Origin of the sequence: Aurantimonas sp. 22II-16-19i, from assembly GCF_002088275.1 — a bacterium.
In the GTDB taxonomy this organism is placed as follows: Bacteria; Pseudomonadota; Alphaproteobacteria; order Rhizobiales; family Rhizobiaceae; genus Jiella.
Genome location: NZ_AQQS01000042.1, coordinates 1 through 12,192, shown reverse-complemented (window position 1 = coordinate 12,192; position 12,192 = coordinate 1). Strand labels below are relative to the sequence as shown.

General features: G+C 68.8%; 11 protein-coding genes. All 11 read right to left on the bottom strand.

The features are described from left to right. Positions 1-5 precede the first annotated feature (5 nt). The 11 genes from ATO4_RS23385 to infB all read right to left on the bottom strand — a co-directional run bounded on the left by ATO4_RS23385 (position 6) and on the right by infB (position 11,960). Positions 6-1,607 carry a type II and III secretion system protein family protein gene (locus ATO4_RS23385; RefSeq protein WP_083594216.1) on the bottom strand — a complete coding sequence of 534 codons (1,602 nt, stop codon included), beginning with the start codon at positions 1,605-1,607 and terminating at the stop codon, positions 6-8. An 11-nt stretch (positions 1,608-1,618) separates the two neighbouring features. Then, a complete protein-coding gene (cpaB, locus tag ATO4_RS23380) occupies positions 1,619-2,440 on the bottom strand; it encodes a Flp pilus assembly protein CpaB (protein WP_083594188.1) in 822 nt (273 codons plus the stop codon). A 342-nt stretch (positions 2,441-2,782) separates the two neighbouring features. Then, positions 2,783-4,153 carry an ammonium transporter gene (locus ATO4_RS23375; RefSeq protein WP_083594187.1) on the bottom strand — a complete coding sequence of 457 codons (1,371 nt, stop codon included), beginning with the start codon at positions 4,151-4,153 and terminating at the stop codon, positions 2,783-2,785. Positions 4,154-4,199: 46 nt separating this feature from the next. Continuing rightward, positions 4,200-4,538 (bottom strand): P-II family nitrogen regulator, encoded by a 339-nt coding sequence (locus ATO4_RS23370; protein ID WP_083594186.1) that lies wholly within the window; start codon positions 4,536-4,538, stop codon positions 4,200-4,202. Continuing rightward, complete coding sequence (locus ATO4_RS27425; protein ID WP_139802645.1) at positions 4,486-4,773, bottom strand: hypothetical protein; 288 nt, start codon at positions 4,771-4,773, stop codon at positions 4,486-4,488. Before ATO4_RS27425 ends, ATO4_RS23370 begins: the two co-directional genes overlap by 53 nt. A gap of 48 nt (positions 4,774-4,821) precedes the next feature. Next, complete coding sequence (locus ATO4_RS23365; RefSeq protein WP_083594185.1) at positions 4,822-5,796, bottom strand: alpha/beta hydrolase; 975 nt, start codon at positions 5,794-5,796, stop codon at positions 4,822-4,824. A gap of 4 nt (positions 5,797-5,800) precedes the next feature. After that, positions 5,801-6,889: a magnesium/cobalt transporter CorA gene (gene corA / locus ATO4_RS23360; protein ID WP_083594184.1), complete on the bottom strand. Its 1,089-nt coding sequence runs from the start codon at positions 6,887-6,889 to the stop codon at positions 5,801-5,803. 102 nt (positions 6,890-6,991) lie between these two features. Continuing rightward, on the bottom strand, positions 6,992-7,978 hold the full coding sequence (gene truB / locus ATO4_RS23355; protein ID WP_083594183.1) for a tRNA pseudouridine(55) synthase TruB: 987 nt from the start codon (positions 7,976-7,978) through the stop codon (positions 6,992-6,994). After that, positions 7,978-8,430 (bottom strand): 30S ribosome-binding factor RbfA, encoded by a 453-nt coding sequence (gene rbfA, locus ATO4_RS23350; protein ID WP_083594182.1) that lies wholly within the window; start codon positions 8,428-8,430, stop codon positions 7,978-7,980. Before rbfA ends, truB begins: the two co-directional genes overlap by 1 nt. A gap of 65 nt (positions 8,431-8,495) precedes the next feature. Next, positions 8,496-9,101, bottom strand: coding sequence for a malonic semialdehyde reductase (locus tag ATO4_RS23345; RefSeq protein ID WP_083594181.1), 606 nt, complete (start codon positions 9,099-9,101; stop codon positions 8,496-8,498). A gap of 87 nt (positions 9,102-9,188) precedes the next feature. Further along, positions 9,189-11,960, bottom strand: coding sequence for a translation initiation factor IF-2 (gene infB, locus ATO4_RS23340; protein ID WP_245308907.1), 2,772 nt, complete (start codon positions 11,958-11,960; stop codon positions 9,189-9,191). Positions 11,961-12,192: the final 232 nt, after the last annotated feature.

The following is a 12,192-nucleotide window of genomic DNA, read 5'->3' as shown; positions in this document are numbered from 1 at the left end:
AGCGCTCACTTGTAGATGAAGCCGACGACGCCGTAGTAGCGGCCCGGCGGAAGCTTGGTTTCCATGTGCCCGTAGACCCGGTTCAGCCGGCCGAGGAAGTTGGCCGAGCCGTCGCTCGAGAGGGCGAAGCCGTCGTCGGGCCGCGCCAGCGCCTGGCGGGCGACGGGGCGCACGAGATAGGGCGTGACGATGACCACCAGTTCGGTCTCGTAGCGCTGGAAGTCGCGGCTGCGGAACAGGGAGCCGATCACCGGGATCTTGCCGAGGCCGGGAATGCCGGAGACGACCTGGCGCACCTCGTCGCGCACGAGGCCGGCGATGACCAGCGAGCCGCCGGACGGCATCTCGACGGTGGTGTCGGCCAGCCGCTTCCTGAGGCCGATGTTGTTGACGGCCGGCGCGACGCCGCGCGGAATGTTGAAGGGGCTCTCGAAGGTCGGCTCGGAGACGCTCGTGCGGATCTTCAGGTTGATCCGGCCCGCCGAGAGCACGACCGGCGTGAAGTCGAGGCCGATGCCGTAGTCGATTTCCTTGCTCTCGTAGACGACGCTCGCCGGCTCGATGTCGTAGCCGACGATGTTGCCGGCCGAGTTGAGGATGGGCGTGCGGGTCTCGGCCTTCTCGGTCTTGCCGTTGCTGACGCTGAAGCTGCCGCCGACCTTGAAGCTCGCCTTCTCGCCGGAGATCGCGGTCAGGCTCGGCTCGGCCAGCGTGCGCATGACGCCCGCCTGTTCGAGGGCGGAGAGCTCCGCATCGATCGAGGTCGTGCCGATGGTGCCCTGGGCCAGCCCGCCGCTGCCCGAGAGCGCCTTGCCGAGGCCGAAGGGGTTGTCGCTGACGACGCCGAAGGTCATGCCGTCGATCGCCGAGGACAGGGAGCCGTTGAGGCCGAGCTGCTTGACGATCGAGCGCTGCACCTCGGCGACGGTCACCTTCAGCGTCACCTGGTCGTCGCCGGCGATCTGCAGGAGGTTGACGATCTGGCTGGAGCGCCGGTTCTCCTGGGCGAAGGCGACGTCGGCGCCGCTGCCCGCGCCGCTGCCGGTGGCGGCGGCCGACTGGATGTACTGGCCGGTGGTGCCCTCGCCGCCGGTGACGAACAGATTGGCCAGCCGCTCGACCCTGGCGGCATCCTGCGGCGTCAGGACCTGGCCGGTCAGGACGACGTTGTCGTTGATCATCTCGACGGTGACCTTCGAATCCGGCACGTATTTGCGGATCGAGGCCTCCAGACCGGTGATGTCACGCTCGATCTCGATGTCGATGGCGGCGATCTGCCGGCCGCGAGCGTCGAAGACGACGACGTTGGTCTGGCCGATCTGCTTGCCGAAGACGTAGATGCGCCGGGCATCCCGGGTCACCGCGTCGGCCACCGCCGGATTGGCGACGAGGATGTCGTGGGCGTCGGCCGAAAGGACGATCACCTTCGACTTGTTGAGGCCGAGCTTGATCGTCTGGCGGGCCTGGCTGACGTTGACGACCGCCTGGTCGGCCGCCGCCGGCGCGATCTGGAAGACCGGGCCGAGGCCCGTCGCGGTCGCGGCGAGGCCGACGACGGCGTTGCGCAGCGCGATCTTGAGGGCATGCAAGCTAAAACGGGTCGCCATCTGTTCCACCCTCACTGCGCCGTGGTGACTTCGTCGATGCGGCCGTAGCGCACGACGCGGATCTTGTTGTTCTGGGCCTTTTCCTGCTCGAGCAGGAAGCGGGCGTAGCCGGGCGAGCCGGGGACCGAGTCGGCGAGCGAGCGCAGCGACAGCACCAGCCGGTCGGCGATCTGCTGGGCCGCCGTCAGGGCCTCGGCCTGGGACGGGTCGACCTCGAGCGTCGCGGTCTGGCCGACGACGACCTGCTGGCCGTTCTGCTCCTGCACCGACTGGTCGATGGCGAGGACGCGCAGGTTGCGCAGCACGGTTTCGGTGGAGAGCCGCGGCGGCCGGCCGTCGGTGGTTTCGGCGCGGCGGGTCATGATCACGTCGACATGGTCGTTCGGCAGGATGAAGCCGCCGGCCGCCGTCTCCGCCGAGATGCGGATCGCCACCGCCCGCTTGCCCTCGTCGAGGATGGCGGAAAGGAAACCGTGGTCGGGACGGATCAGCTTGGATTCGCGCACCGGCTCGCCGGCGAAGAAGGACTGCCGCGCGATCGCGCCGTTGAATTCCTCGACCGCATTGGGTTTGGACGACTTCAGGACGAGGTCGGGGCCGATGCCGTCTTCCGGCCACTTCTGCCAGCCGAGGGTGCCGGCGATCGTGGAGCCCATCGGCACTTCGCTCTTGGTGACGAGCACGTCGACGAGGCGGATGGGTGGCTGGGCCGGAGCGGCGGAAATGATCACCGGCTCCTGCGGCTTCGACTGCGACAAACTGAGGGCCAGCAGTCCGGCGCCGATGGCGGCCATCGTCGCCACGCCAATCACCGCGATCCTTGCAAGGCTCATCCGACAACTCCCGTAAACCGGGCCGGCGTTCCGGCTGTTCACGCTGTTATCGTCCGCAAAACCTCAATGTATGGTTAACGAAACCTATCCGGGTGAGAGAATTCGTAAATCTTTCCCCGATCCCAGTCTTTCCCTGGTTTTCTCAGGGGAAGGTCGGCGCCAGCCGCCGCGCAGGAGGCGGCTGCGAGCCCGAGCCGCCGCGGCGGAAGAAGGGCCGGGATGCGCGCGCTGTCCCGCCAGCCACCCGGCCCTGCCACCAAACGACAGCGGCCCCGCCCGAGGGGCGAGGCCGCGTGTTTCGAACGGGGGCTCGCCGGAGCCCCCGCGATGGATTGGCTGCGATCAGACCCGACCGACCGCGAACTCCGGATAGGCCTCCACGCCGATCTCGGTGCGGTCGAGGCCGAGCGCCTCTTCCTCCGCCGAGACGCGGATGCCCATCGTGACCTTGAGAAGACCCCAGACGACGAGGCTGGCGACGAAGGCGAAGACGCCATAGGCGGCGATGCCGATCAGCTGCACGCCGAAGCTCGCATCCGCATTGGTGAGCGGCACGGCGAGGGTGCCCCAGATGCCGGCGAAGAGATGCACCGGGATCGCGCCGACGACGTCGTCGATCTTCAGCTTGTCGAGGAGCGGCACCGTGAAGACCACGATCACGCCGCCGACGGCGCCGATCAGGATCGCCGCGAGCGGCGACGGCTGGAGCGGCTCGGCGGTGATCGAGACGAGGCCGGCAAGCGCGCCGTTGAGCACCATGGTCACGTCGACCCGGCGATAGATCACCTGCAACAGGATCAGCGCCGCGACGACACCGCCCGCCGCGGCGAGGTTGGTGTTGGCGAAGATGCGCGAGACGTCGGACGCGTCGTTGATCGTGCCCATGGCGAGCTGGGACGCGCCGTTGAAGCCGAACCAGCCGAGCCAGAGGATGAAGGTGCCGAGCGTCGCCAGCGGGATCGACGAGCCGGGCATCGCGACGCCGCGTCCGTCAGGGGCGAAGCGGCCGGTGCGCGCGCCGAGGAGGAGCACGCCGGCAAGCGCCGCCCAGCCGCCGACAGAGTGGACGAGGGTCGAACCGGCGAAATCCTGGAAGCCCATCTCCTGCAGCCAGCCGGCGCCCCATTTCCACGAGCCGGCGATCGGGTAGATGAAGCCGGTGAGGACGACGGTGAAGGCGAGGAACGGCCAGAGCTTGATGCGCTCGGCGAGGGTGCCGGAGACGATCGAGGCGGCGGTGGCGACGAAGACCATCTGGAAGAACCAGTCGGAGGCCGTCGAATAGCCGGTGTCCAGCGCATTGCCGCCGACGGGATCGAAGGCATAGGGCGCGAAGGTGCCGATATAGCCGCCGTCGACGCCCGTATACATCAGGCTGTAGCCGACGATCCAGTACATGATGCCGGCGATCGAATAGAGCGCGATGTTCTTCAGGCACTGCATCGAGACGTTCTTGGAGCGCACGAGGCCCGCCTCGAGCATGGCGAAGCCCGCCGCCATCCACATCACGAGGAAGCCGCCCACGAGGAACAGCAGCGTGTTGAAGATGTAGGCGACCTCGGGGCTGGGCGCTGCGGAGACCGCAGCCGCCGCCGCTTCCGATCCCTGTCCGGCCGCCTCGGCGGCGGCCGGGGCGGCATCCTGGGCGAAGGCCGCGGTCGCGGCCATGCCGGCCATCAGGCCGGCGCAGAAAATGGCTTTCTTCAATCGCATCAGTCGATCGTTCTCCTTGAGGAATCTGAATCGCTTCTCGTCCGCGTCACAGCGCGTTGGCGTCGGTCTCACCGGTGCGGATGCGCACGGCGGAATCGATGCCGAAGACGAAGATCTTGCCGTCGCCGATCTGGCCGGTCTTGGCCGCCTGCTGGATCGCGTCGACCGCCCGGTCGACCATGTCCAGCGGCACCGCGACCTCGATCTTCAGCTTGGGCAGGAAACTGACGGCATATTCGGTGCCGCGATAGATTTCCGTGTGCCCCTTCTGGCGGCCATAGCCCTTGACCTCGGTGACGGTCAGCCCCTGGATCCCGACGCCGGTCAGCGCTTCACGCACCTCGTCCAGCTTGAATGGCTTGATGATCGCCATCACGATTTTCATGTGCACCTCGAACCTTGGGCGGCGCCGCCAGGGACGCCGTGTTGAACCGTTGCCCGATCGCGACCATCGGTGCGCGGGGGAACGACAGGATGAGAATCAAGGAACGTGCCAAACGGCCCGAGGCCTGCGACTTTTCCGGGAGATGGCGGATTTGCCCGGTCAGGAGGCGAAACCAGCGGGTGTGGATCGCCTCGAAAACTGCCGCAATGCACACAATTGCGGCAGTTGCCCACATGATAGGCGTCCGGCCTGCACGACGGCCCGGCGATGAGGCGACCGGTCGCTACGCCAGGAACCGCGCCACCGTCTGGCGCAGGGCCACGGCTTCCCCGATCCAGCCGTCCATCTGCAGGAAGCCGTGGATCATCCCGTCGAAGCGCTGGGTGACGGTCGCAACGCCCACCTCCTCGAGCCGGCGTGCGAAGGCCTCGCCCTCGTCGCGCAGGGGATCGTTCTCGCAGGTGACGAGCAGCGTCTCGGGAAGGCCGGAGAGGTCGGATGCGAGGAGCGGCGAGACGACGGGATCGGCCCGGCCTGCGGGATCCGGCACGAACAGGCCATTCTCGTAGGCGAGCGAGGCCTCCGTCATGACGTTGCCGGCCTCGCTCTCCAGCGAGGCGAAGCGCCGATCGGGCCGCAGATCGGTGTTCGGATAGAGCATCACCAGCTTCTCCGGCATCGCCTCGCCGGCATCGCGCAGCGCCAGCGCCACCACCGCGGCGAACAGCCCGCCGATGGAATCGCCGCCGATCGCCACGCGGCGCGGGTCGCAGCCGAGCTCGCGCGCCCGTCCGATCAGCGCCCGCGTCGCGGCGATGCAGTCCTCCTGCGGGGCTGGCGAGACGTGCTCGGGGGCGAGGCGGTAATCCACCGAGGCGAGAAGTCGCCCGGTCGTCGCCGACAGCTGCCGCAGCGCGACGTCGTGGCCGTCGAGGGAGCCGGCCATCGCGCCGCCGCCGTGATACCAGACGAGCAGGCCCTGATGCGGCGCTGCCGGCCGGTAGAGGCGGACCGGGATCGGCCCGGCGGCCGTCTTGCCGCTACTGCCGCCTCTCGTCTCGTCCTGACTTCCTGCAAGCCGCTCCACCACGATGTCCTCGCTGGCGACCCCCGTCGGGGCCTCGCCGGAATAGTCCTTGAGGGATCCGGTCATCGCCCGCGCCTGGGCGAGCTCCTGCTCGGCGTCCTCTGGCTCCGTCTGGACCGCCTTCTTGCGGGCGAGATCGGCGAGGACGGCTTGCGCTTGCGGGTTCGGCATCGGGTCAGATCCACCGTTTCTTCTTGAACAGCAGGAACAGGGCGATGCCGATGATCCCCATCGCGGCGAGCGCCACCGGATATCCGTAGGGGTGCTGGGTCAGCGGCATGTTCCACCAGGAGACGTCCGGGTTGAAGTTCATGCCCCAGATGCCGGCGAGAAAGGTCAGGGGGATGAAGATGGCCGAGATGATGGTGAGGAGGTTGATCACCGCGTTGGTCCTGGCCGCCGACAGCGTCATGTGGAGATCGATCATCCCGGCCGCCGTCTCGCGATAGGTGTCGTTGAGGTCGACCAGCTGGTCGCAATGATCCTGAACGTCGGCGAAGTAGATCCTCGTCTCCTCCGACAGGAACGGCCGCTCCATCCGCAGGACGACGCCGAGGGCGTCCCGCGTCGGCCGCAGATAGCGGCGCATGGTGAAGAGCTCGCGGCGCATGGCGTGGAGCTCCTGCACCTGCACGGCGTCGACGTCGTCGAAGATCGCGTCCTCGATCGCGTCGAGGCGCGTGCCATGGTGATCCACCACCGGGAAATAGGCGTCGACCACCGCGTCGATCAGCGCATAGGCGAGATAGTCCGCCCCGCCGTCGTGGAGTCGCGGGGCGCCCCGGGCGATGCGGTCGCGCACCGGATCGAAGGCATCGCCCGCCCGCTCCTGGAAGGTGATCACGAACCCCTCCCCGAAGAACAGGGACAACTGCTCGCTGTCCTCGCCGGAGAGCATGCGGATGACGATGAAGGCATAGGCCCCGTAGGCCTCGCATTTCGGCCGCTGGTCGGTGTTGACCACGTCCTCGAGGGTCAGGGGGTGGAGGCCGAAGGCCGCGCCGATGCGGCCGATCAGGTCGACGTCGGCAAGTCCGGTACAGTCGAGCCAGACCTTGTGGCAGGAGCCGCGCAAGGCCAGCGCCTCCTCCAGCGTGCAGCCCTCGAGCCGCTTCGTCTCGCCGCCGCCGAGGCCCGTCGCGGTCAGGCGCGAGCGGGTGGCTTGCGGATCGGCGACGAGCTGGCCGGGCGGCGCGCCGATCGCCGAGCGCTTGGCCTTCTCGCGCTTGTGTCTGCTCTTCCTGCGCCCGGTCAGATTGATCATTCCCGTCCTTGCTTCTGCCTGTCCATCGTGTGGGCATCGCAACGCCCGTGAGGAAAGGGATCAGATCGCCGGGACGTTCCCGATCTCGAGGCAATTGCTCCGTCAGCCCTTGCCGCCGAAGACCCGTTTCGGCTTGAAGGCGCCCTCCTCGATGGCGCCGAGCGCGATCAGCCGGCCGTGGCCCGTGGCGAAGGCCTCCTCGCAGAAGACCGGGGCGTCGCGGCCGCGCAGGATCACCGGATTGCCCGAGAGGACCCGGCTCGCCTGCTCGTCGGTGAGCATCACCTCGTAGAGATCGGCGAGCGCCGCTTCCGGCGCGATGACATATTCGTCGAGCGGCTTGAAGTCGACGACCCGGGCGGTGGCGCCGGATTCGATCGCCTCCGCGTCCAGCGTCTCGCGCCCCTCGTCGGCGGCTTCCAGAAGCTCGTCGAGCGGCACCATGTCGTCCTCGCCGAACGCCCCGACCGAGGTGCGGCGCAGGTCGACCACATGGCCGAAACAGCCGAGGTCGCGGCCGAGGTCGCGGGCGATGGCGCGCACATAGGTGCCCTTGCCGCATTCGGCCTCGAACACCGTGGTGTCGGCGTCGGGCTGGTCGACGATCTCGAGGCGCAGCACCTCGACCGTGCGGGGCGCGATCTCGACGACCTCGCCCTCGCGGGCCAGATCATAGGCGCGCTCGCCGGCGATCTTCACCGCCGAGAAGTCCGGCGGCACCTGGGTGATCTCGCCGATGTAGTTCGGCAGGAGCGCCTCGATCGCCTCGCGGTCCGGCCGGTCCCCGGACGACTTCGTCACCGGCCCCTCGGTGTCGTCGGTGGTCGTCTCGGCGCCCCAGCGCACGGAAAAGCGATAGACCTTGCGTCCGTCCATGACGAAGGGAACGGTCTTGGTGGCGTCGCCGAACGCGATCGGCAGCATGCCCGAGGCGAGCGGGTCGAGCGTGCCGGCATGGCCGGCCTTCTGGGCGAAATACAGCCATTTCAGCTTGCCCACCGCATCGGTCGAGCCCATCCCCTTCGGCTTGTCGAGGACGACCCAGCCGTTGATCGGCCGTCCCTTGGGCTTCTTGCCGCGCCGCGCCATCAGTTCCTGTCTCCGTTGGTCTTGCCGGCCCGCGCCGCGTCCTCGTCCGCCTCGCCCGCGTCGTCGCCATCGAGGTCGCGCTGGACCTCGGGCGACTTCAGGATCGCGTCGATGCGGGCGAAATTGTCGAAGGAGGTGTCGGTCCTGAACCGCACCTCCGGCATGTATTTCATCTGCTTGAGCGCCGGCGCCATGCGGCCCCTGATGAATTTGGCATTCTTGTTCAGCGCCGCGACGAAGGGAGCGGTGTCTTCCTGGCCGAGAATGGTGACGAAGGCCGTCCCGATCTTCAGATCCGGCGACATCCTGACCTCCGAAACCGAGACGAGCGCCTTTTCGAGCAGCGGATCCATGATCTCGCCGCGCTGGAAAACCTCGGTCAAAGCGTGGCGCACCTTCTCGCCAACGGAGAGCATGCGCTGGGACGGCGCGGATGTGGTTGCGCGGGCCATTGGAACCCCTTTGCGGTGTCGGCGCCCCGCGGCGCCGAGACTGGCGGCGGGGCTCGTTGAAAATTCTACAGAATGACGCAGGCGCTGTCGAAACCCAGCCGCGGCAGCCGGTCGAAGGTGGCGCCGGCGCCGTGGCCGATGTTGCAGGCCCAGTTGGTGCGCCAGGTCTGGCGCTGCGGGTCGTTCAGAAAGAACGCCTCGTCGATGCCCCTGGCGTCGATGCCGGACATCGGGCCGATGTCGAGGCCGAGGGCCCGCGCCGCCAGCATCAGATAGGCGCCCTGCAGCGTGCCGTTCCTGAAGGCGTGGATCTCGGCCGCCTCGGGCCTGTCGCGCAGGCCCGAAAACATGTCGGGCCGCTGCGGGAAGAGTTCGGGCATCTTGTCGGCGAAGGCAAGGTCGTAGGCGATGACGACAACCCAGGGTGCCGCCGCCGTCTTCTCGCGGTTGCCCTCGGAGATCAGCGGCAACAGCTTCTCGCGCGCCTCGCCCTTGGGAAAGAAGACGAAGCGGGCGGGAGAGGAATTGCCGCTGGTCGGTCCCATGCGGGCCAGATCGTAGGTGGCGCGGATCAGCGCTTCGGGGACGGCTTCCCCGGTCCAGGCGTTCTCGCTGCGGGCGTCGCGGAACAGGCGGTCGAGCGCCGCATCGTTGATGGGCTGGTGGGTCATGATCGAATTTCCAAGGCAATGGCCGAACGAAAGGCAGGGCGGGGGATATCCCCCGCCCTGCCCGATAGATGACGGTCTCTGGCTGGATTACAGCGTCCGCGCCACATGCTCGACGCGGAAGCACTCGATGATGTCGCCCTGGCGGATGTCCTCGTAGCGCTCGAACGCCATGCCGCATTCCTGGCCGCTGATGACCTTCTGCACTTCGTCCTTGAAGCGCTTGAGCGTCTTGAGCGTGCCCTCGTGGATGACGACGTTGTCGCGGATGAGGCGGACGCCCGCACCGCGCTCGACCTCGCCCTCGGTGACGAGACAGCCGGCGACCTTGCCGACCTTGGTGATGTTGAAGACCTCCCGGATCTCGGCATTGCCGAGGAAGGTCTCGCGCCGCTCCGGCGACAACAGGCCCGACATCGCGTCCTTCACGTCATCCACCAGGTCGTAGATGATGTTGTAGTAGCGGATCTCGATGCCCTCGCGCTCGGCCGCCTCGCGCGCCTGCTTGTTGGCACGGACGTTGAAGCCGATGATCGCCGCGTTCGATGCGGCGGCCAGCGAGATGTCGGACTCGGTGATCGCGCCGGCGCCCGAATGGACGATGAGAGCGCGCACCTCGTCGGTGGAGATGGCGTCGAGCGAGCCGGTGATCGCCTCGATCGAACCCTGCACGTCGCCCTTGATGAGCAGCGGGAAGTCCTTGAGGCCGGTATCCTGCAGCTGCGACATCATCTGCTCGAGCGAGCCGCGCTGGCCGGCGGACTTGGCCACCTGCTTCTCGCGGGCGAGACGCTGGCGGTACTCGGAGATCTCGCGGGCCTTGGACTCGTTCTCGACCACCGCGAAGCGATCGCCGGCATGGGGCGTGCCCTGCATGCCGAGGATCTCGACCGGCAAGGACGGCGGGGCTTCCTTGAGCTGCTCGCCCTTGTCGTTGATCAGCGCGCGCACCCGGCCCCATTCGTCGCCGGTGACGACGATGTCGCCGACCTTGAGCGTTCCGGTCTGGACGAGGACGGTCGCGACCGGGCCGCGGCCCTTGTCGAGCTGCGCCTCGATGACCACGCCCTCGGCGGTACGCGTCGGATCGGCCTTCAGGTCGAGGAGTTCGGCCTGCAGGAGGATCGCCTCGAGCAGCTTGTCGAGGCCGGTGCCCTTGATCGCCGAAACCTCGACGTCGAGCACTTCACCGCCCATGGATTCGACGAACACCTCGTGCTGCAGCAGCCCGCTGCGCACCTTGGCCGGATCGGCGCCCGGCTTGTCGATCTTGTTGATCGCCACGACGATCGGAACGCCCGCCGCCTTGGCATGACGGATCGATTCGATGGTCTGCGGCATGACGCTGTCGTCGGCCGCCACCACCAGCACCGCGATGTCCGTCGCCTGGGCGCCGCGGGCCCGCATCGCCGTGAAGGCGGCGTGGCCCGGGGTGTCGATGAACGAGATCTTGTGACCGTTCTGCTCGACCTGGTAGGCGCCGATATGCTGGGTGATCCCGCCGGCCTCGCCGGACACCACCTTGGTGTGGCGGATGGCGTCGAGCAGCGAGGTCTTGCCGTGGTCGACATGGCCCATGATGGTGACCACGGGCGGCCGCGACACCAGCTTCTCGGGATTGTCCTCGACACCGAAGATGCCGGTCTCGACGTCGGATTCGGCGACGCGGTTGACCGTGTGGCCGAATTCCGACGCGATGATCTCGGCGAGATCGGCCTCGATGATGTCGCCCGGCTTCATCATCTGTCCCTCTTTCATGAGGAACTTGATGACGTCGACGGAACGCTCCGACATGCGGTTGGCGAGTTCCTGGATCGTGATCGTCTCTGGCAGTATCACTTCGCGTATGATCTTCTCTCGCGGCTGGTTCTGCTGCGAGCGTTTGAATTTCTCCTGACGGCGGCGGATCGACGACAGCGAGCGGCCACGGCCGCCCTCTTCGGCGGTCAGCGCCTTGTCGAGGGTCAGCTTGCCGCTGCGGCGGCCTTCGTCGCGAGCCGGACGAGCCGGCTTCGCCGCCTCGGCGGGCGCTCCGCCACGGGGGCTGCGACGCGGGGCGCTGGCGCCGCGGCGCGCGGTCTCCTCGTCGTCGGCGATGCTGCGGCGGCGTCCCTCGCCCTTCTCGGCGCGCTGGGCAGCCGCCTCCGCGTCGGCCGGCGACAGCGGTGCCGCTTCCTTGGCGACCGGCGCCGGCTTGTTGCCGCGGCGGGTGGCGGCGTCGGCCTCGGCCTTGCGCTTGGCCTCGGCCTCGGCCTCGAGACGCGCCTGCTCCTCGGCCTGGCGGCGCTCGGATTCCTCGCGCTCGGCCCGGCGACGCTCGTCCTCGGCGATGCGGCGCGCCTCGTCCTCCTGGAACAGGCGACGCGCCTCGACCTCGCGCTGCTTGGCGAGCTCGAGCGCCCGGCGGCGGGCGTCCATCTCCCGCGAGGAGAGATCGGACAGCACCGCGCCGCGCGGCTGGCGCTGGCCGGGAGCGGCGGCCGCCTGCGGACGGCGATCGTCGCGCCCGCCACTGCCGGGGCGGTTGTTGGCACCGCCGCGGTTGTCCGGGCGGTTGTCGCTGCGCGGGCCACGTCCGCCGTCGCGGTTGCCGCCATCGCGGTTGCCACCATAGCCGTCACGGCCGCCGCGCCCGGCGGGCGCCTGCGACTGGCCGGGACGCGCCTGGCTCGGTGCGGAGGGCGAAGCGGCGGGGCGCGGCTGGGGCGTGGCGGCTGGCGTCGGAGCGGCGGCTCGGGGAGCCTCCTGCGGCGCAGCGGCAGCGGGAGCCTGAGCGGCAGGAGCCTCGGCCGCCGGCGTCGCAGCGGCCGGAGCGGACGCCTCGGCCGGGGCGGCGGCTGGCGCCTGGGCCGGAAGCTCCACAGCCTTGGCCTCGACGGGCGCGGGCGCAGCCTCGGCGGCCGGCGCGGTCTCCGCGGCCGGCGTCGCGGCTGCTGGCTCGGCCGGCGTCGCAGCCGCCGGCTCGGCAGGCGTCGGCGCAGCCTCGGCGGCGGGCGCAGGCGCAGGTGCGGGCCGCGGCGCGAACTCGATCTGCTTGGGCTTGCCGCCCGGATTGAGCGGCTGCGGCGCCGGCGTCACCTTCTGCGGCGCGCTG

What these genes read in the sequence shown, in the direction of transcription:
- ATO4_RS23370 (WP_083594186.1), bottom strand. Translation starts at nt 4,538, where the DNA reads ATGAAAATCGTGATGGCGATCATCAAGCCATTCAAGCTGGACGAGGTG.
- truB (WP_083594183.1), bottom strand. Translation starts at nt 7,978, where the DNA reads ATGGCGCGGCGCGGCAAGAAGCCCAAGGGACGGCCGATCAACGGCTGG.
- ATO4_RS23385 (WP_083594216.1), bottom strand. Translation starts at nt 1,607, where the DNA reads ATGGCGACCCGTTTTAGCTTGCATGCCCTCAAGATCGCGCTGCGCAAC.
- rbfA (WP_083594182.1), bottom strand. Translation starts at nt 8,430, where the DNA reads ATGGCCCGCGCAACCACATCCGCGCCGTCCCAGCGCATGCTCTCCGTT.
- ATO4_RS23345 (WP_083594181.1), bottom strand. Translation starts at nt 9,101, where the DNA reads ATGACCCACCAGCCCATCAACGATGCGGCGCTCGACCGCCTGTTCCGC.
- corA (WP_083594184.1), bottom strand. Translation starts at nt 6,889, where the DNA reads ATGATCAATCTGACCGGGCGCAGGAAGAGCAGACACAAGCGCGAGAAG.
- ATO4_RS23365 (WP_083594185.1), bottom strand. Translation starts at nt 5,796, where the DNA reads ATGCCGAACCCGCAAGCGCAAGCCGTCCTCGCCGATCTCGCCCGCAAG.
- ATO4_RS27425 (WP_139802645.1), bottom strand. Translation starts at nt 4,773, where the DNA reads ATGTGGGCAACTGCCGCAATTGTGTGCATTGCGGCAGTTTTCGAGGCG.
- cpaB (WP_083594188.1), bottom strand. Translation starts at nt 2,440, where the DNA reads ATGAGCCTTGCAAGGATCGCGGTGATTGGCGTGGCGACGATGGCCGCC.
- ATO4_RS23375 (WP_083594187.1), bottom strand. Translation starts at nt 4,153, where the DNA reads ATGCGATTGAAGAAAGCCATTTTCTGCGCCGGCCTGATGGCCGGCATG.